This is a genomic window from Chlorogloeopsis fritschii PCC 6912, from assembly GCF_000317285.1.
Lineage (GTDB): Bacteria > Cyanobacteriota > Cyanobacteriia > Cyanobacteriales > Nostocaceae > Chlorogloeopsis > Chlorogloeopsis fritschii.
Genome location: NZ_AJLN01000050.1, coordinates 58,803 through 80,393, shown reverse-complemented (window position 1 = coordinate 80,393; position 21,591 = coordinate 58,803). Strand labels below are relative to the sequence as shown.

10 protein-coding genes are annotated in these 21,591 nt (G+C 39.5%); 5 read left to right on the top strand and 5 right to left on the bottom strand.

Annotated features, from left to right (window positions below; genetic code table 11):
• Positions 1–121: 121 nt before the first annotated feature.
• Both UYC_RS0106985 and UYC_RS0106980 read left to right on the top strand, forming a co-directional pair.
• Positions 122–2,467 (top strand): ATP-binding protein, encoded by a 2,346-nt coding sequence (locus UYC_RS0106985; protein WP_016873875.1) that lies wholly within the window; start codon positions 122–124, stop codon positions 2,465–2,467.
• Positions 2,468–2,731: 264 nt separating this feature from the next.
• On the top strand, positions 2,732–3,133 hold the full coding sequence (locus tag UYC_RS0106980) for a DUF1622 domain-containing protein (RefSeq protein ID WP_016873876.1): 402 nt from the start codon (positions 2,732–2,734) through the stop codon (positions 3,131–3,133).
• Between the two features lie 9 nt (positions 3,134–3,142).
• On the opposite strand, the gene UYC_RS0106975 is transcribed toward UYC_RS0106980, so the two are convergent.
• Positions 3,143–9,319, bottom strand: coding sequence for an AAA family ATPase (locus UYC_RS0106975; protein ID WP_016873877.1), 6,177 nt, complete (start codon positions 9,317–9,319; stop codon positions 3,143–3,145).
• A 169-nt stretch (positions 9,320–9,488) separates the two neighbouring features.
• Complete coding sequence (locus tag UYC_RS0106970; protein ID WP_016873878.1) at positions 9,489–11,579, bottom strand: carotenoid oxygenase family protein; 2,091 nt, start codon at positions 11,577–11,579, stop codon at positions 9,489–9,491.
• A 590-nt stretch (positions 11,580–12,169) separates the two neighbouring features.
• Here UYC_RS0106970 and UYC_RS0106965 point away from each other — a divergent pair.
• The gene (locus UYC_RS0106965; protein WP_016873879.1) at positions 12,170–12,838 is read left to right on the top strand and encodes a hypothetical protein; all 669 of its coding nucleotides are present in this window, start codon (positions 12,170–12,172) and stop codon (positions 12,836–12,838) included.
• A gap of 117 nt (positions 12,839–12,955) precedes the next feature.
• Here UYC_RS0106965 and UYC_RS0106960 read toward each other — a convergent pair whose 3' ends face one another.
• Positions 12,956–14,296, bottom strand: a complete 1,341-nt coding sequence (locus UYC_RS0106960; RefSeq protein WP_016873880.1) for an AAA-like domain-containing protein — start codon at positions 14,294–14,296, stop codon at positions 12,956–12,958.
• A gap of 329 nt (positions 14,297–14,625) precedes the next feature.
• On the opposite strand from UYC_RS0106960, the gene UYC_RS0106955 reads away from it, so the two are divergent.
• Positions 14,626–16,233 (top strand): flavin monoamine oxidase family protein, encoded by a 1,608-nt coding sequence (locus UYC_RS0106955; protein WP_016873881.1) that lies wholly within the window; start codon positions 14,626–14,628, stop codon positions 16,231–16,233.
• On the opposite strand, the gene UYC_RS0106950 is transcribed toward UYC_RS0106955, so the two are convergent.
• Entirely contained in the window at positions 16,222–18,378 is a 2,157-nt protein-coding gene (locus UYC_RS0106950) for an alpha/beta hydrolase (protein WP_016873882.1), read from the bottom strand. The genes UYC_RS0106955 and UYC_RS0106950 overlap by 12 nt on opposite strands.
• A 655-nt stretch (positions 18,379–19,033) precedes the next feature.
• Between UYC_RS0106950 and UYC_RS0106945 the strand changes: the two genes are divergently transcribed.
• Entirely contained in the window at positions 19,034–19,516 is a 483-nt protein-coding gene (locus tag UYC_RS0106945; RefSeq protein WP_016873883.1) for a host attachment protein, read from the top strand.
• A gap of 252 nt (positions 19,517–19,768) precedes the next feature.
• On the opposite strand, the gene UYC_RS0106940 is transcribed toward UYC_RS0106945, so the two are convergent.
• Complete coding sequence (locus UYC_RS0106940) at positions 19,769–21,445, bottom strand: fasciclin domain-containing protein (protein ID WP_016873884.1); 1,677 nt, start codon at positions 21,443–21,445, stop codon at positions 19,769–19,771.
• Positions 21,446–21,591: the final 146 nt, after the last annotated feature.

Below are 21,591 nucleotides of genomic sequence, written 5' to 3'. Positions count from 1 at the left end.
ACACACTTACTAAAATAAACCTATCCAAAAGTAGATTCCAATTGGTTCTCGTAAGGTACTACTGTGATATGGAACTCTGTGAATGCAGATGTGAATACAGAAGTATTCTCAAAAAGCTAGAATGCTAAACAAACAAATCAAGTTGAAGTGGCTGAAGACTAGCAAGCTTAATTTCATCTCTGGTTTTCGCGCCCGTTTGTTGCTGCTGGTTTTGTTATCCTTATTCCCCGCTGTGGGATTGATTGTTTACACGACTTTAGAACAACAACGTTCGGCAATAGCAGAGATGCAAAAACAGGCAGTACAGCTTGTGCACTTAGTTGCTAGCAATCACACACAAGTCAGTGAAGGAACAAAACAACTGCTGATTCTATTATCCCAACTTCCAGAAATACGTGAGGGTAATACAGCAGAGTGCGATCGCCTGCTAACAAACTTGCTGAAAATATATCCTGCCTATGACAGTTTGAGTGTGCTAAATCCTCAAGGAAAGACTATTTGTAGTTCCGATTCTGCTCGCAAATCTATCAACATAGTCAAAGAGAGTAGTTTCCAAAGTGCCTTAAAAACTCGTAAGTTTGCAGTCAGTGAGTACCAAATTGATCGAGTTAGCAAAAAAGGGACTATTAACTATGCTTATCCTATTCTCGACAAAACAGGTAAAGTTCAACTTGTTGCGATCGCAGCTACAAATTTAGCTTGGTTAAACCAGCTAGCTAGACAAGTTAAGTTACCTGAAAATTCAGTGCTTAGTGTATTTGATCGCCAAGGTACGCTGTTAGTTCGCTATCCGGAACCTGAAAAATGGGTAGGAAAAACCTTGCCTAAGGAAATTTTTGACAGGTTGATTCAAGCTGAGGGGAAAGGCACTGAGATAATTAGCCTTGACGGTGTTCCACGTATCTTCGCGTTAGCAGCAATCAATGATGTATTACCACAGACAAATGCTTACGTTGGCATCGGTTTTCCCCAGTCAGTTGTCTATTCTCAAGTCAATGAGCGTTTAACTTGGAACCTTACAGCGCTGGGAATTGTTACTGTCTTAGGTTTAATTGCTGCTTGGGTAGGAGGGGATATATTCTTTTTACGACAATTAAATTCTCTTATACATTCAGCACAACAACTCAAAAACGGTAACCTTAGTACCTGTAGTGAATTAACCAATCAAACCAGCGAACTAGGTTTAATTGCTCGCGCTTTTAATGACATAGCAGAAGCACTTGAGCAACAAGTTAACGAGTTAAAAACATTATTTGATTTTATTCCCGTTGGTATAGCGATCGCTGAAGATCCAAATTGTAATTACATTCATTTCAACTCGACTGCTGCAAAGTTGTTTAAGTTAGCTTTTGATGCTGATGGTTGTAAAATCTCAAGCCAAGGTCTACAAGCTTTCCCATACAAGCTATATCATCAAAATCGAGAAGTACTCACTCACGAACAGCCTTTGCAATATGCCATTACCCAAGGTGTGAAAGTTAAAGACGTAGAACTTAATTTGGTGCATGAGGATGGAACATTAATCACTTTACTTTGCTACGCAGCACCTCTATTTCATAAAAATGGTCAAACCAGAGGAGGAATTTGCGTTTTTCTAGATATTAGCGAGTGCAAGGATGCACAACAAGAGCGCGAGCAACTATTACAGCAAAAACAAACAGCCCGTGCCCAAGCTGAAGCCGCAATTCGTGTGAAGGAAGAATTTCTCACTATCGTTTCTCATGAGTTGCGCTCACCCCTAAACCCCATAATTGGCTGGGCACAACTTCTCAAATCACGCAAGTTTGATGAGAAAACCACTGCTCGTGCCCTAGACACTATTGAACGCAATGCTGTGTTACAAGCGCAAATCATTGAAGACTTGTTAAATGTCTCACATACCTTGCGTGGCAACATGAGACTAAAACTTGCTCCAGTTAATGTAGTCACTGTAATTAATACAGCAATCGAAAGCATCCGAGCGACGGCACAAGCCAAAAATGTTACTATTACAACACAGTTTGACTCAAATGCAGGTGTAGTTTCAGCAGATACTAATTATTTGCAGCAAGTGTTTTGGCATTTACTCTCCAATGCAGTGAAGTTCACGCCAAGTGGGGGAAAAGTAGAAGTCATGTTTGACACAATAGGTGCAATGGCGCAGATCCAAGTTAAAGATACGGGAAAAGGCATTACTCCTAAATTTCTACCCCATGTATTTGAATACTTCCGGCAAGAAAATAGCAGCACAACTCGTGAATTTGAAGGCTTGGGATTAGGGCTAGCTCTTGCTCGCTATTTTACGGAATTACACGGTGGTTCCATATCTGCACACAGTCTAGGAGAAGGTAAAGGGGCAACATTTACAGTCAAATTGCCATTATTACAGCGACAACAAAGAGAGTGGAATTTAAGAATAGAAAAACAAGTTGAGCAAGCTTCTGCTTTGGAGGAATCCTTTGGGAAAAGAGGCAGATATAAAGCGTGATAAAATTTACAGACTAATAAAGTATATTTGGGTATAGATTTAGGGTGCATTTACAAAGTAGTTAAATAAACCTTACTGAGAACAGAAGGTTGGATTTTGCATCGTCGTCGCCGCAGATAGTAAATGTCTTACAAATTTCTTACTTAGTTTTTATGCTTTGATTCTATATTTAAAGACTAAGTGTTTTTAATCGTATATCTTGCAAAAACAGTGAGTGACAAAAGGATAGATGGCAATGGATTGATAGAAACGAGGAAATTATGAATGGAATGGTTTAAACATTTTGAAAGAAACTTGGACAACTTTGCAACGCTAGCTCAGTTTTGTTTAGAAACCATTTCCGTAATTTGTGTGGTGGTGGGATTACTCAAAACAATACAACTAGCGATCGCTCTCAGTAATCGTCACCATAATCGCCCCTTTCCCTATAATCTCCTTAGGCTCCGCTTCGGCATTTGGTTAGCTCTAGCTCTAGAATTCCAGCTTGGGGCTGACGTTCTAGCAACTACAATCGCTCCAACCTTAGAAGAATTAGCCAAGTTGGCACTGATTGCTGTGATCCGAACTTTCCTCAATTATTTTCTGGGCAAAGAACTTGAAGTGGAATACAAACTGCAAAGGCAAAGAGCAGAAATAGCTACTGAACAAGAACCTGTAAAAGAATAACTATTTAGTTCAAACGTGCTGCTCCATCCAAATGCTGTCAAAAATCAATTGATAAATTCGGTTGTGAACTTTTAGAGAACCTTGTTGCTTAACCACCAGCCCTGATAAAAGCAACTCCCTTGCTTGTGGAGTATCAACTGCGGGAACTTCTCCTTGTTGCAAAATTTGTCTGTAGATTTCTAATAATCGAGCGGGTTGTTGTTCGCTCTTGAGAATGCGATCGCGAATAGTTCGCAAATGTTCTGGCTCGTCTTGAGATTCCCAATTGTCTATTACCTGAGTCTGCACCAAGTTCTCAATCCATTCTGCTTCACCTTTTGTTGGAATAGGAGACGAAGAATTGCGGATGAGCTGGCAAAGTTTTTGAGTGAGAAAAGGTTGACCATTTGTCCAAGCTAATATTTCTTTAAGCACTACTTGAGGATTGCTAGCTTTTTCTACCAATCCTTGCAGCAATGGTTGAGCTTCATGTTCTTTAAAGCCCTCTAGGTGAATGGCTTGACCAATATTAAAGGGCGTTCTCTTATAATCAGTAATTAAATCTGAAGGTGTGGCTACCCCAAACAAAGCAAAAGTTAAACGCTGATACTTTGGATTAATACTGCGCTGGTTATAGCAGAAGCGAATCAAAGCAAAAAAGTCATTAACGGGGAAATTTAAACCCAAGATGCTATCAATTTCATCGACAAAAATAAAAATCTTTTCACTCTCAACTTGCCCCAGCAGGATATCTTCTATAAAATGACTCAAGCACTGAATTGGCGATAAATCTTTGTGCTCATTCCACCAAGCTTTTAGATTTACCAATCCTTGCAAGTTAAAACTCTGCCATAACTCCACCGCTAAACCCTTGTACCATTGAACAGCAGTAATATTTTCACTACCGAGGCGAGTCATATCGATCGCGGCACAGCTAAACCCCTCTTGCTGAAGATGGTGCATCATGCGTACCATCAGGCTTGACTTGCCCATCTGCCGGGCATTGAGAATGTAACAAAACTCTCCACGTTTTAATGCCTTGTAGAGTTGGCGATCGGCAGAGCGTACTACATAAGTCAGAGCATCCATAGGCAAACTACCCCCAACTTGATAATCGTAGGTTGAGGGCTGTGCTGCACTTTGTAACAGAGCATTTTCAAATACCAGTTTGGCTTGGGTGACTTTGAGAATTTCTAGCGTTTGTAATAGTTCTTGAGTGCGCTCCTTAACTTTTTGTTCTAAAGAAGAGTTAGACTCGGCTAATGCTTTTGTCGCTTTTTCCAAGGCAACATTTTTGAGGGCAAGCTCTTGAGTAAACTGAATCCGCTCGGCTTCTGCCCGTTTGCGTTGGCTGATGTCGGTAAAAGCAGCTATGGCATAGACAATTTGGTTCTTTTCATCAAAAATAGGGGTAGCTGATACCTCTAGAGGCACAATTTGATCTGCTTGGCGAACCTCCATATTATCGATGGTGATGCAATCGCCTCTCAATGCTCTGACAACAGGTTGCTGTTCGGTAGGGTACAACTCCTCAGTTCCACTCACGTAGACTTGATATATCTCGTTCAATTGCTCAGTTGTAGCTTCGGTGACGATACCTTTGCCAAGTATCTCTTGTGCGGTTTGATTGGTATAGTAGGGTTTGCCATTAGCATCAACAACAAATATACCCACGGGGACAGCTTCCAGAAATTGAGCTAGTCTTCTTTCACTTTCACGCAGTGCCTCTTCTGCTTGTTGGCGTTTCCCAATTTCTTGCTTCAAGTTTAGATTTAAGGCTGTCATTTCTTCGTAAAGTTGAGCATTTTTGAGGGAGATTGCTGCCTGAGAGGAAAGAATTCTTAAAATTTCCAATCTCTCGGAGGTAAAAGCATTATTAGTGAGATTATTTTCCAAATACAGCACCCCGATTAGCTGCCCTTGGTGAATTATAGGGATGCACAATATAGATTTGGGTTTATATCTTTGAATATAAGAATCGTTAATAAATCTTCCCTCATGGGTTGAATCATCTAAAACGATATATTCTTTTGTTCTTTTGACATAATTGATTAAAGATAAGGGTAGACAATCACCAATTTTAACTGGCAACGACCGACAGACAATAAATTCATCTTTTTCTACAGATCCTCTAGCTTCTACTACCAGTTCGCCATTTCTTTCTAAAATCAAACAACTGGCTTGAGCACCAGCATTCTCCATCACAATTTTCATTAGCTTGTTGAGGAGCTTTTCGGTAACGATTTCACTAGCCAATGCTTGCGAAGCTTTGATTGTAGTAGCCAAGTCTAAAGCGCCAACATTGCTTGTTTCTGATGTAAATTCCTTAAAAATGAATTGGGGATATCTTGACTCTAAATCTTTGACTTTAGATGTTGCTCCCCAACGAACATAGCAATAGTGAGCTTTCGCCATGTAGGTTTGGGCAATTTCTTTTCTTCCTAAAGACAGATAGAATTCTGCTGCTAGCTCGTAAGCAAGCGCTTCTTCTTGAATATAGCCTTGTTGTCTAGCTCCACCAATTGCGCGATCGTAATACTCCATCGCTACCAGAGGTTGTCCCAAAACACGAGCTTTCTCTGCCTCCACCAACTCGTACTTGTGCTGATAATTCATCGGGCAATGTTGCGCCCAATATTGCATTTTTTCTTGATTCTGCAATACCTGGCTTAAGTACTGGTGTTTCTCGTTTATACTGCCTAAATCTACCTGACAACCTGTAGAGAAATAATGAGCTAATAGCGCCAGAGAATAGTAAAAATTATGTTGAACAAAAATAATTTCACTCTGGACATATCCTGAATACTTTGCTCCTATTTTGGCAAACTCTAGAGATTTTTCATAATCTTTAAATAAATAACAAAGTATACATTTAGCAAAGTAGATGTTGAACAAGGAGATTAAGTTATTGTGTTTTTGTAAATATGCTATGGTTTCTTCCTCATTCAAATACTCGCCAGTTAAAACTAATTTATCTGGAGAACGCTCTCTTAAGTTATCTACTAACTGCCCATCAATCTTTGCTAAGTAAAGCTGATGTTCCTGCCTAAATTTTTGGATAAACTTAATATATTGTTTCTGCTTGTCTTGCACGTATTCTAAGTTATCGCCGTTGAAGAATAAGTGAGCGCAGTAGAAATTAGCAGCATGGCAAGCAAATTCTATATCGCCAACTTCTAACCCGTCTTGAATTGCTCGAAGCAAGGGTTCTATAGTTTCTCTTGTGTGCTTCTTCCAATGAGCGATGTTAATGGAAATTGAGATTAATGATTTAGATTGAAACTCTCTAGCATTCAACTGCTCTAATAATAGCTGAGATAATTGACCAAGTTGATACGCAAAATCTATATTTGGTACTAGCCAAATCCTAATGTTGCCATAAACAGCGTAGGCATAAATAGATGGCGGCGAATTTCCATATTGTCTGGAGAGTTCCACCATTGTATATATTATAGGTAGCGCTAACCCGCTTTCTCCAAAACAAGCAGGTGCGTGTATAAGCATTAAAATTTCCATGGCTGCAAGCTTATAGGGATCGCTCATGCTCGGTAATTGAGCTATCTCCCTAATATCTAGTTCTTGTGGTAGCGATCGCACTAAAGTCACTCCCAGCATTTCCAAAACGTGCAATCCTGTCTCTATTGCTAGTTCAATCTGACTTTGAGCGAGTGCCAGCTTAATTTTTATCTTGTATATTTTGACTTTTTCCAGTACTGTTTCTATGTGTTTAAAAGCAACATCACATAATGTTGCCGCCTGTTCTAAATTAGTGTTAAGATATTGCGCTTCTGAGGTTTCTAAATAGAGACAATAAGTCAAATTATATTGATATTTCCAACTATTTGTTCCTAAAAGGTTTAAACCTATATTCAAGTAATTTACAGCAGCTTCGTATGCCATAGCTGCCTTCGCTTTCCGCCCAGCAATAAGATTTAACTTAGCCAATTCATCTTTTTGCGCTGGAGTAGTAAGTAGCTCGACACCGAAATTTAACTGATTGACAAGAGCAAAAATATTATCATTTTGCTCTTGGAGAGGCATATTATTTAGTAATAATTGACCAATTTTATAATGAGTTGATTTTTGTTCAGCTGCGGGAATCAGAGAATAAGCAGCTTGTTGCACTCGGTCATGCAAAAATTTGTAGTCAACTTGGACATCATGTAATGGCAATTCTAGTGCTTCCACCTCAGAAAAAACAAGAGGAATTTTATATGTATCGGATTTAGGTAAAATCAAACCAGCTTGAAGAGCTGACCAAAGTGTTCTAGCTGTAGATAAGCCCGATTCTTCATTCACAATTGCCAGTACTTTTAAATTAAAATAGCTACCAATGCAAGCAGCAAGTTTTAAAACTTTCTGAGTTTCTGGTGGTAGTTGGCGAATATTTCTAGCGATCAGTTCAACAATATTGCAATCAAGTATACCAATGGCTTGGATCTGCTCTATGTCCCAATGCCAGCAATCTAAATCTACTCGGTAAGTTAGTAATTGTTCAGCGTATAGTGTTTGGATGAACTGGGTGATAAAAAAGGGATTGCCTTGGGTTTTATTAAAAATTAACTCTGATAACTGCTTCACCTGCTCCGTTTGAGAATTTTCCCCTAAGATATCTTCTATTAATTGAGTTACATGAATGTAAGATAAAGGTGTAATATTTAAATTAGCGATCGCTGTCCCATTTGTCTTAATTTTCTCGATCGCCTGAACTAGTGGGTGAGTAATATCGACTTCGTTATCTCGATATGCTCCAATCACAAACAAATATTGGCTGTTATCATCAGCACTCAACAGTTGAATTAATTTTAGAGATGCCGCATCTGCCCACTGTAAATCATCGAGGAAAATTACGAGCGGATGTTCTGGTTGGCAAAACGCATTAATAAACTGCTGAAATACTCGATTAAACCTATTTTGGGACTCAGATAGTCCTAGTTGTGCTACCTCTGGTTGCGCTCCGATAATTAGTTCCACTTCTGGAATCACATCAATAATAATCTGTCCGTTGGCTGCTAAAGCATCTAAAAGCTTCTCTTTCCAAGCAGCAATTTGTGCTTCACTTTCGGTTAGCAGCTGACGAATCAATTCTCGAAAAGCCTGAATTAAAGCGTCGTAGGGAATATTGCGCTTAAACTGGTCAAATTTACCAGCAATAAAATATCCCCGCGCTTCTACAATCGGTTTGTTTACCTCATGAACAATAGAAGTTTTGCCAATACCTGAGTAACCAGAAACCAGCACAATCTCAGTTGCCCCTTGAGCTACTCTGGCAAAAGTATCCAACAGCAACTGCACTTCTTTTTCACGTCCATAAAGTTTTTGCGGCATGAAAAGTTGACTGCCGCGATCGCGTCTAGCTAGTGGAAAGGTGTCAATTTTTCCCGTAGTTTGTAGTTGAATTAGGCAGTTTTCTAGGTCAAACTTTAGTCCAGCAGCATTTTGGTATCTGTCGTCAGCATTTTTGGCTAAAAGTTTCATCACAATCTGTGAAACTGCTGAGGGAATTTTCCTTTTTTCTGAGGGTGCTACTGGTTGTTTTGCTAGGTGGCAGTAAACTAACTCCATTGGATCGGAGGTAGAAAAAGGAACCATTCCAGTCAGCATTTCATAAAAAGTAACGCCTAAACTGTAAAAGTCAGTACGGTAGTCAAGGGAACGATTCATTCTCCCGGTTTGTTCCGGTGAGATATAAGTTAGCGAGCCTGCTATTAAGTTAGGAATATTAATTGTTTGTTGCTCTTTGCGTAGGGTAATAGCACTATTAAAACCAGTCAGCTTTACCTGCTTTGTTTGCAGATTTATAAGAATATTGTCAGGTTTTATATCTTTATGAATAATTGAAAAGCTATGAAGTTGAACTAAGGTTTGAGTGAGAGAAATTGCAATAGTCAGAAACTCAGTGAGCGACAGTTGATTTGTTTTGAGTAACTCAGACAGAAGCTGACCGTCAAAGTCTTCTAAAATCAGAGCTAAGTTATTTTGATATTTTTCCAGCTTATAAGATTTCAAAACTCCTTGACAATTTAAATTGTGAGTAATTTGATACTCTTGTTTCAAGCCAGTAATTTCTTCAAGGTTGGGATATTCTGTTTTGATGATTTTAATTAAAACTGGAAGTTTTCCTTGCTCGTCTATACCCCGATAAATAGTTGTTTTTAATTTTTCGTAAATAGTTTCTTTTACGTCGTATCCTGGTAGCACGAACATAATTATTTTTCTAAGCAGTAGACGTACAGAAAAAGAAAACTGATATATCACCCCTTGTAGGGTACGTTGTGATTAAGAGCCAGAGGCTCTTGTTCTCGTTACCAGGTTGAACCTGGTAACGAGGGTAGTAGGCTGCTGCCTCCGGGCTTGCATAGGCGTGCAAGTCAAACTATTGATAAATCTGTTGATCAAATAAATTTTGAATTTCCTCCTTAACCTCTGTTTTGAGATCTTTACCACCTGCTGTTCTAAAAGAGGCTGAAAGAGGGGAACCACCTCTTGTTGTAAAAGAGGCTGAAAGAGAGGACAAGCTGTCTACAAACTCAAGCAACTGGTCTAATCTCCAGCGTGGATAATCTTCCTCAACTGCAACCCGATATTTACCCTGAGCAGGGCCGACTTTCTGCAACCATGCTGTATGCAATGATAGCCCAAAGTTCAGCTTAGGATGATACAGCTTACATAAGGGTTTGTTCACATTTAGATTTTCTGCATCAAAAATCCAAATTTCGTCACGCTCTGGAGTAAAAACGGTACACATGATATAACCGTTAGTTGAACTTTCTTCACCGACACTGCGAGGAATAAACTGGGGCGAAAGTGCGATGTGATCTGCAGGGAATTGGTAATAATCATCTTCATCGATTTTCATTGATTCGTTTGATGCAGTGTTTAATCGAAATAAGCATGACGGTTTGCCCTCTTTAGCAAGTTGCAGAACTTCGTCTAGAGGCACTTCTCTATAAGGATAGTCCTTGTATTGATCGTGCATAAATTCAGTTGTCAGTTGTTGCCAAAGTCCAAAAGATACCCAGTAAATATTTTCTAGTTTCTTTGGAGTCATACCCGACGATGGTAGTCTGTCAAGATAAGTGAATAAGCCGGCTCCCCAAGTACAAACAGGATGGTGAATAACTACTTTTTCTTCAATACTTAAGTTATTAACATCTATGACATAACGTCCCATGCGGCTGATATCCATCGGACTCTGTTGGGTTCCACTCAAATCAGGCGAAACAGGTTTACTATCGTAGGGAGAATAATCGCTTTTACGCAGCCATTCGGCAACATCCCAAGCACAGATATGAGCGGCATGAAGTGTAATTTTGTTACCAGGATTTTCATAATCGACCAAGAAGTGAGCTGCTTCGCGCGGGATATCTAACTTGCGTGCCACAACCTTTTCTTCGCCCTCTTTTAGATCGTCGCGGCGGATAATGTATATAGTGGAGTCTGGCGACGGCTTAACACGCAATAATTCTCTTAATTTTCTTTCGTCTAATAAAGGAAAATCTGGAATGTTATTAATGATTTGCTCAATTCCAGTGCCAAAGGCTGTATCCATCAGCACGACATAATCTTCTGTTACCCCAATTTGATGCATACTTTGCCTAATTGTAACTGGCGAGCCATCGGTGTCATCGATCAGCTGCCATCGTTCCAAGGAGCCTGCACCATCCCAGCGCATCAAATAGACAAAATCATCATTCCATGAATTACGGTTCAATACTTTCTCCAGCAATTCACAAATTACTGATAACCGTTTATTTTTTTCTAGCTCTTGCTCTTTTTCTTTTTCCTCATTTAACTTCGTAATAACATCTCCTAAATATTTAAGTACTGATCTGGCGTAATTGACTGTAAACATCTGGTGTTTGTAAGTGTCAAAGACGGGATGGGCAGTACTTAAAATTGGCTTAAAGGGATAGTTGGGCCAGTCAATTGCTGCTTCCCATTCATCCATTTTTCCAACTGGAGTCACTAAATCCAGGGTTTGTGTATCAATTTCGTAGGGACGCCCTGCATCATAGGTAATTAGTAAACGCTCGTTTGATTCCCCAAGAAATTTCATTGGCAAGAAGCCTGTATTTAGCTCATTGCGCGAGCCAAGTAACACAGAAAATCTAATCAGTCCGTGGTTGCGGAATCGCAACAACTCTCGCAACAAGGGCATAGGTATGTTTTGAGTGTTCTCGTCAGCTGCATAGTCTGGTGGTTTGGCAAGTCGTCGCTTCAATCTCACTTCACCAGTTTGATTGAAGTCAAGTCGATAAATCATGCCGTCACCATTCAAGCAGGTGTTTCCGTTTTTGTAGGGAAGACCTTGAGAATCGACAGTACCAGCTGGTGCAACAAGAAAAACATAACCTTGTAGATCGTGAGGTAGATTTCCTTCCACAATCTGCATTGTCAGGTCAGGTAGTTCATCTCGATTTGCATCCATGATCGACTGCGGGACTTTAGGAGATTCCTGAACCATAGATTCCTCCTTAAATATGGAAAAACTGTCAACTTTTATTGCAGCTCGACCAAGCAATTAGAAAAATATTTGACATTTGAGGCAAGATAGGGCAAATAATGACACTGCCACTCCGTCAAAATACCCTTCTGAAGCGTTTGAGCAGACATCTAAATCTTAAAATTAATTTCAGCACCCGTTAACTCATAAATCTCATACAAATCTCATATCAATCTCACATAAGTCTCACGGTGTTTAATGAGAGTTGCTATAGCAATCCTATTCAAGATGTGAAAATTTGTAGGGTGCTTGCTCAAAATGTATTCAACTGAAAATTTAGATGAGAATTTAGATGAGATTTCTCTAAAACAATAGCTGGAATAGTAGTTATATTAGTACCAACTGTCATCTACTTATTGTCTACTAGCTCTCAAATTTGCAATGTAAATATGTAATAGCCGATCGCTCATTAAGTGTAAACATCGCCATCAAAGAAGTGTAAATATCATTGTTAGCCATAGAGGTAATTGAAAAAGCATCAGAGCGAGAAGTATGTTGGATGACATTGTAAGAGTAAAAAATCAAGCGATCGCAACTATTTGATTGAGATTATGAATCGAGATAGCAACCGAGTTTCAGAAGAGACTAAACGTGTGCAGGAAAGTCAAAAAATCTTCCCTGAACTCTTGAAAAGTCATCAAAGCAAAGGCAATTTTTTAGATCTGCTAGAAGCTCTTGGGGCATTTCAATCAGGGCTGCCAATGGGAGAACCCAAGCAATATCAGGTTGAAAATATATTGGGTTTTATCGGCAAGTATCAGTTTGGAGAACCTATATTGATTGAGTTAGGCTACTACAAAACCAATATTTATTACGGACATGGAGCTGAGAAGAATTACTGGCAAGATAAGTGGACAGGAAAGCAGGGCATTGATAGCAAAGCAAAATTTCTGCATTCTCCCGACGTTCAAGAACTCGCGATTCGTGAAGCTTTTACTCTAAACTGGAAGCTGATTGACAAGACGCTGAAAAAACAAGGAAAATCGCTGGAAAGTTACCTGGGACAGGCAAAGACTTTTAATGATGGAGGTAAGTTAAAAACAATTACTATTACCCTTTCTGGCATTCTCGCAGCTGCACACTTGCGTGGCCCTTGTGGAATGGCAAACCTTTTACTCAAAAATCAATCATCCCACGATGAATTTAGCATTTCCATTCTCCGCTATTTAGATGAATACAGTGGTTACGATCTGACTATAGAGGATTTTGCTATTAGTTAAGCGCGATTGAGTTTATTAAATATTTCCCCTAACTAAAAAATATTAAATTTACTTATAGCAGCAAGCTCACCTACTACTAAAGCGATTTAAATTTTAGCTCCACATTGTAGATATGCCCTAAGCACACCTGAAATTGGATTGTTGCTTTTCAAAATACTGTCGATATAGCTGGCAACTAAGTTTTGCTTTGTTACCATATAACTCAATTAGCCCCATACTGGATAATTTGTAACCGAGAATAGGTTCTATTTGTAAGGGTTCCGCAGCATTGATAACTGCATAAAAAGCTCTTGCTAATTCTGGTTGTTGTTCCAAAACTGCCCAATGGCGCTGTAAGTGATGGGAATAAATTCCAGTAGATGTAGGTGCAAATTGCAGCAGTTGTGCCATACTTACATCCCCATGACTAAGGTGATAGAGCGCTGTATGTATGAGTGCTGGATGTCCCCCAACTAGAGCCATGAGCTGATCGGCTTCTTGAGCATTCCACTCAAGTCCATAGCATTGGGCTAACTGCTGCACCTGATCTAAACTGAATTTGGTTAACTGAATCGGTAGCCCTACATTAAAAGGAGACTGGTTTAGGTGGAGAGGAACATAAACTTCTGTTGAATGCACTACAATTAAGCGTAGCTTTTGCCACAGGGGTATTCTTTTAGCTTCTTCGTACCACGAACGCAACATGGGGAAAAAATCTTTCGCTACCTGCGGATGCTCAAAAATTTTGTTTACTTCATCCAACGCTAACACCACAGGAGAGTTAAGTTGCTCCAGTAAATAACTGCGAAAGTAGAGGGTACAGCTGACTTTGCTGCCAATATCATCATCCCAATAATCGTTGAGTTTAGGCTGTAACTGCAACTGATGGGAAACGTTTGCACATAACCAACGTAAAAATCGATTTAAATCGCTCAAAATTGTGCAATCAATTTGCTCCAAATTTAAGCTTACGGTGTGGTAACCTTGTGAGTTTGCATAGTCAAGCATCCTCAGCAGCAGTGACGTTTTGCCCCTTTCTCTAGGAGCTTTAATCCGCACCAAGGCTCCTGGTTTTCTAATTTCTGCATACGCTTGAGCCTCAATGGTGGAGTGCTTAATGTAAAAAGGCGAGTTGAGTGGAACTGAACCACTTGGATAACTTGGCGACATCTGTTGGCGATCGGCAGGAAACAAGACATTTTTTTCTGATGTGCTTTGTGCAGCATAAGACTCTAGTAATGCTCGACAGTTTTTTTTAGTTACGCGCTTGCCAATCAGCTTAGAAAGACGTTGCCATAACTCCGGAGCAACAACATTGGTGAAGTAGCCAGGGCTATAACCTTCTTTTTGGGCAATTTGGTTATAGGTTTGATACTGCCAGATACCTTGCAGAACTAGTACTTCAGTGGCATTGAGCGGGCGGTTTTGGCTTTCAACTAGCTTGCTGTTAATAACCTCAAGGAGAGAATCGAGATTCATAAAAGCGACTGAGCTCTTTGATTAAATTTTAGATTTGCCAGAATACACTAATCTACAAGTTCATGTTGTTAATTTCCAGATGTTTACATTATTTCAATCTTGAATACGATGTATATAAATTTACATATTTTTCGACATAATTCGCTACTACACAGGCAAAGCTCGCCTACGTGGGCTAGTGTCAAATTAAACGATGCCCACCCATTTAAGTTTTATTAAAAATCACTGCAATTAAGTACAATTGCTAATTTAGTAATTATATATACTAATACTATACTGTAAGCAAAAAGCAAAACTTGCTATAGATTCAACCAAAATTATACTAATTTATGAGTCGTTCAGAACTTTTTAGAAAACTGGCGCTGACAGTTCAGATAGCCAAATATTGTCAAAAACATCACATTTGTACTAGTGAAGGTATTGAACGCATTTGTGCCTTTGAAGATATGATGTCAGCCCAAAGAATAAGGCGGCGAGAGTTTCTTGCAAGTATGGGGAAGGTTGCTTTAGCAAGTGGAACAATTGGTATTGGTTCTAGCTGTAGTAGTGCGCTGGCTGCACCACCATCTAAAGATGCAAAGATAGCTATAGTCGGGGCTGGATTGGCGGGGCTTGCTTGTGGTTACGAACTTCAACGCCGAGGAATTAAGGCTATTCTCTACGAAGCTAGTAACCGCACCGGGGGACGTTGTTACTCTTTGGGTGATGTCTTTCCCGGACAAGTTGCTGAAAGAGGAGGAGAATTTATAGATAATTTGCACAAAACCATGTTGGGATATGTGCAAGAGTTTAAGCTGGAGTTAGAAGATTTGTCAAAAGCACCCGGAGAAGTCTTTTACTACTTTGACAATCAACGTTATCCAGAAGCAGCAGTAGTTGATGAATTTCGGCAATTTGTTGATGCAATGCGTGATGACTTACGCACGCTAGGGCAACCCACAGCAGATGCTTTCACTGCTAGCGATCGCATACTTGACTATACCAATCTCCAAGATTACTTGAACAATCGCGGAGCCGGAAATTTGATTAAAAATGCGATCGCCGCTGCTTATATTGGCGAATATGGTGTAGAAATTGAGCAACAAAGCTGCTTGAGCTTCCTGTTTTTCATCCACGCAGACAGGCGATCGAAATTTCGTCCTTTTGGTGTATTTAGTGATGAACGCTATCACGTTGTGGGCGGCAATCAGCAGATTACTACAGCCTTACAAACCCGCCTGCAAGAGCAGATTGAGTACGGAAAGAAGCTTATAGCAGCCAGCAAGGATAGTGCAGGCAAAATTGAACTGATTTTCAATCGAGGCACTAGCCAGAAATTTGATGCTGTTGTCTTTGCTATCCCTTTTTCAGTTTTGCGTGAAGTTGATTTAAAGAAACTGCAACTGCCCCAGTGGAAACTCAATGCGATCGACAACTTAGTTTACGGAACCAACTCGAAATTGATGGTTGGCTTCAACAGTCGTCCTTGGGCTACTGTTGGCAGTAATGGTTCTTCCTACGCTAACCTACCTTTTCTCCAAGGCACTTGGGAAACTAACCCCGCAAAGGCAACCGATAACTCGGCTGTTTTAACAGATTACACAGGTGGAAACTTAGGTGCCCAACTCAACCCTAAAAATCTTCAACAAGAGACCAATAATTTTCTTAATAATCTAGTACAAGTTTTTCCTGGCGCATATAAATCGACAGTACAAACTAATGGCGATCGCTTTCTAGCTTATTTGGAAAACTGGCTTCTCAACCCATTAACTAAGGGAAGTTACACCAGCAACCAACCAGGCTACTTTACTACCATCGCTGGTAATGAGGGGAAGCCAATTGATAACATCTACTTCGCAGGGGAACACGCTAACTCTTTTTACGAGTGGCAAGGTTTTATGGAAGGTGCTGCTATTTCGGGAATTAATGCAGCAAAGCAAATTATTTCAATACTTTGATTCAGACAAAACCTTTTTTCTGATCTGATTGTGATTAGAATCTTTCACATCCACTAAATACCTTTCTGGTGAAAGAACTACTCGAATTTGCTTATCTTTAAATATCTCATTAAGCAAATCAATATCTTTCTCAGGATTTAATGAATTATTTAACTTCTTAAAAGTACACCGCTTCTCATGACTTAATGACCTTAATTGCTCCTCAAGAAAGGAAGTTTTAAGTAAGTCTTTAAAGCCTCCGAAAGCGAGTTGATAAATAACATTTCGACAAAATACTCCAGAGAAATAGCCCCCATGTGTATCAATACGTTGACAAATCAGACCATCTAGCACAAGCCGAAATTGTGTTATAAATTTGAGGAGACCACCGAATAGATAGGATGGATAGTTTAGTGAATAGCTAAGTATTTTGTTTTTCTTTGAAGTTAACTTTTCTATGCCTTCTTTATTATTCAATAATAATTTAAAATCTGTATAATCCGTACAATCAAAGTAGGTAAATAAGTCAGCCAGTGGTTGTTGATGTTTAGAATTACTGGGAGTACGCTCGCGAATTTCTGTTAAGCAAAAACCACCAATTTCAAGATAATTGAGAAGGTCTTCTAAACAATCACCGTTATTACATCTCTTCAATTTTTCAAGATTTATAATGCCGTAATCATATTGTCTCTTGATTGCAAGATTGCCAAGTCTAAATGACCTCTGTCCAGTTCTTGTTGGCAGCATAGAATAGTTAGCCGAAGTTGAAGCAACCAGTAAAGCCATATCTCCTTCGTTACTGAAGAGATAAGCTTCTTCAAAGCGACGTAGAGATGAGCGCAAAAAATTAGCTCGGTTCGATGTAATTGCCCACTGAGGAATATCAGGTGAAACTAGAATTAGACGACCCAATCGAAAAACATGACCAATCTTGGATGTGGGTAAATTTTTTGGTTGAATTTGGTCTAAGGAACCAATTGAACTTGAGTCAAACACATCCGATAAAATTCTAACTACTCCTGTAGTTACAAACGCCCCCATACTATGACAAAGAAACGTTAGTCTAATTCGCTTATCTTCATTTACAAGCCAGCCAAATTCGTCCCTATTATTTGAAATTCTCTTAAATCCTTCTTGTACTTCCAGGGAAATGGATTCTAATTTTTCAGTAATTTCTTTTGGTATGTTTGAAGCTTCTTTTTCAACTTTTTTACTATTCACTCCAATATCCAGAAGTAATTTAGGAATGTATATTGTTCCACCTGTCCAATAATTTTCCCTTTTCAGATGATCCTTCAAAATCTGTGTGATAGTATCCTCACACTTATTTTTATCCACTCCGTTCTGAAATCGCGTTTGAAAATATTTGATTATATCTTGTATTCCTTCAATAGTCTTAATATTTTCAGAGTCAGCCATAAATCTTTCTACGGCTTTAGCAAGCAGCTGATCGTCAAGTTGTCGGATGAGTTCTACTAAGTCTGGAATACCAAAGTTAGTGGCTCGATAAGAATCTCGAAGATAAACTAATATTCTTAATAAAATTAAAGCCAAAGGAAGTGAAAATAAAGCAGTAGCTAAGACAGTAACTAAAAAAATTACAAGGGGTTCAAAGGAAAATTTTATTAAGAAAGAAATAACTATACCGACTAGACCAAATAAACCAGTACTTAAAACTAATAAAAGCACTAGTGGCATAGCACTGAGCGCATTCCTTAGGTTATCAATCCAATTATGAGCGAAACTTTCTGACGGCCAGCGATAGCCTAAAAAGACAGAACTTTGACCAATTTTATTTTCATTAGCAAAGTCCACAATTTTTTCATACCAATTCATTACACCAGAGCCAGTAGTGTTGTAACCATGAATAGCAATTACAAGCTCTACCTCACTACTAATTCCTTTATTTTTTTCTTGAATATCATCTGCAATTGTTTTTAAGCCTAATTCTGAACCAATTATCTGCAATTTTTTTGTCTGCTGGTTAAATTCTAAGATTTCTTTATTACTATCCTCTAAATTTTTTGGTGCATTACTGACTACAAAATAGCCTGGAGTATTTCCTATGCATTGCTTGAATTTATAGAATGATAAGAGAGAATCAATACTATCTATATTTTTTTTGTTAAGAGTTATTGGACGACATGAATTACTTGAATTTTTCATATGAAAATAGATTTTATTTAAAAATGGTATAATTTCTTATAATAACAATGCTATATATATAAATTAATTAAAGATAAAATTGTTTACACAATTTGTATTAATTTCTATCAAATTTTTAACTTCTGTAAAAGCTAAATTTTCATATGTATGAGATTAACAAACCATAATAATGCAGTAATGTGTATTCGGATGCTTTACTACTAAGTATTCTCATATCTTTATTGAATTTATAGCTGGCTTCTAAAAACAAGTGCCTTAAATATTTAGTGCTAATTAATACAAATATCTAACTATTATGCTTGTAGTTGATCTACGCTAATTAGTTTTTCCGGCATCTATAGAACGTTGTTGGTGCAAGCAACATTTAGGAGATAGCCAGATTTACGATCTAACACAAATTATCGAGGATACCTACGCATCTAAATCCCAGAATCTCTACTCTTAAGATCTTTCTCACCTTTTTCTGCTATTAATAAGGTAGAGTTAAAACCGTCAATGCAAGTATAAAGTGCGTAGACACCCTACCTTGATGTGAAACTGCTATGCGTCTATGGGCAGCTTTCTGTAATGCAGGATGAGGTACAAAGATAAAACCTTTCATCCTTAATTCTTGTATTGACTGTTAATTCCCCACCAACAATAAGGGGGTAAATACATGAATCAAGTATTGGTTGCTGTCATCAATGGAACCAGAGCAAGATTTTTGACTTTAGAACAGCCGGAATTACCGGAATATGAATCTGGCCCCAATTTAGTTGAACATAAAAGTTTATTCAATCCAGTTAAAGAATTACAGGGTAAAGAACTCTGGGCAAGTGTCAAAACTGGACGCAATCAAGGACAAGGTAGCCAAGCCCACGCCTATGATGATGGGCGTCAAGAGCATATAAATGAGTTTGAACGACGCTTTGCTGGGGCGATCGCTAATGAAATTGTGAACATCAATAAGAGTAAGCGTATCCAGAGATTGCTATTGATAGCAGAACCGCATATTTTAGGAGTTCTGCGAGAAGTAGTTGCTCCTTTACTACCTAAAAATTTACAAATTCAAGACTTAGCAAAGGATTTGTGCAAACTTAAGCCCAAAGATATTTACGAATATCTAGCTAATAAAAATCTCCTGCCAGCTCGCAAATAAGCGTTAGGAATAGGGACTAGGGGCTAGGGGCTAGGGACTAGAAAGAGGACAAAAAGCAGGGGAGCACAGGAGCAACAGGGGAGAGTGAGGGAGCGAGGGAGCGTGGGAGCGAGAGAATAAGAGTAAATACCCTCGTACCTTCCCTCTTTCATACCCTCACTCCTTCTGGGTGTCACCTTGTCCTCTTCTTCCCGATACCCTATCCCCTTTTTCCCAGTACTTAGTACCTAGTCCCCGATCCCCAGTACCCTATTAGAAGTTATAGCCAATTCCTAGCAAAAGACCTACATCTGTGTCATCCACAAAACTGGCATTAACAGCAGCGTTGATTGTAAATTGACGGCTAAGAGGATAATCTAAGCCACCAGTGAGTAGGAAACCCACATCAGTATCATCACCTGTTCCAATTGACACACCTGCACCTATGTAAGGAGACACAGGAAAACTTCCAGCACCAACGGGATTGTCTACTCCTCGGAAGGCAAAGTCGTAAGTGATGGGAACTAAAAAGACAGTATCGTCGCCGATAATTGCACCTGGACGAATAGAAAAGTTGTTGAATACACTAAATTTGCTGGTTACCGCAAAGTTGCCGCTACCAAGAGCCGTATTACCACCAAAACCAATGTTGCCACCAACCGCGACATAATTTCTGCCACGAGGACGAGCATCTTCATCATCTTCTGGTGCTAGGGAAACATTGGGTGGTACGAGTACTCTGTCAACTGCGTAAACAACGCCATTGCTTGCTTGTACGCTTGCTTGAACTGTTGCATCGTTTACTGCAACTTGATTGCTGGCAGGATCGACTTTAACGTTGACAGTTCTTTCCTCTAGGGTTTGCAGTTCACCAGAGGTAATTTCGTTTGGAGCTACCTGATTGGGAACAACGTGGTATCTCAAAACTCTGAGCAGTGTTTCTTTGTTTTCGGGCTGCTGCAATCTTTGCAGAGTTTCTGGAGGCAAGGCTGCAAATGCTTGATCGGTTGGAGCAAAAAGGGTATAAGGGCCTTGTTGTTTGAGAGTCTCTTCTAAACCTGCGGCTCTGACTAAAGAAAGCAAGGTTGTAAAGTTATTGCTAGACTCAGCCAAGGAAAGAATATCGGTTGTGGCTTGTTGTGTACTACCAGGGCCACCCACAATATAGTTAGCAGCTGCGACGTTGGTAGGTAGGGCTGGCACTTGTCCTAGTCTGACTAAAGCTTGGTACAAATGTGCTGCCGCTTCTGCGCGGGTGAGAGCTCTATCTGGGCTGAGTGTTCTGATATCGGGATAATTGACGACAAGATTTGCTTGAGTTGCCGCTGCTACTTGATTAATAGCGTAGCCTGGGATCTGCCCGGCATCTGTATAGTTGCTAGCAAGAATATTTTGTGGAGAGTCGGTGGGAGTTAAATTTAGTCCGTTAGCTAAAGCAGCGATCGCCTGAACTTTGGGAATTTGCTGATTTGGCAAAAACAAGTTATTGGGATAACCTGCCATAAAGCCCGATTCATAGGCTTCTTGAATTGCAGAAGCAGCCCAAAAACCAGCAGGAACATCTCTAAACCCACCTGCGGGTAGCTGCCGAACCAAGCTTTGATTAAAAGCTTTTTGAATCATGGCTGCAAACTCAGCCCTAGTTACAGCTTGCTCTGGTCTAAAGGTACCATCAGGAAAACCAGCAATTATATTTCTGGCAGCTAAACCCTGAATAAATGGCAGCGCCCAGTAATCTGCCTGCACATCAGGAAAGTTAATAGCTGCGGGTGCGGGAGCTTGCTCTGGGGCTGGTGCGGGAGCTTGCTCTGGAGCTGGAGCAGGAACTTCCTCTGGAGTTTGAGCGGGAACTTGGGCCAAACTTGGAGCAGAAATTAGTACTGGAGTAGCACTGGCTCCAAAAGCTAGTAAGGCAGTACTTGTCAATGACAAACTAAATAAACTACGCATGAACGTTCACTCCTAAACAAGCAGGTTTATTTTTCAACCAGGCTTTTATTTTGATTCAGTACAGAAAAAAGATATTCTTTTTTGCTTAGAAATGATATCAATTGGGTTTAGATGTTGTAAATCTATCTTTAGAACTCAATTTCAAC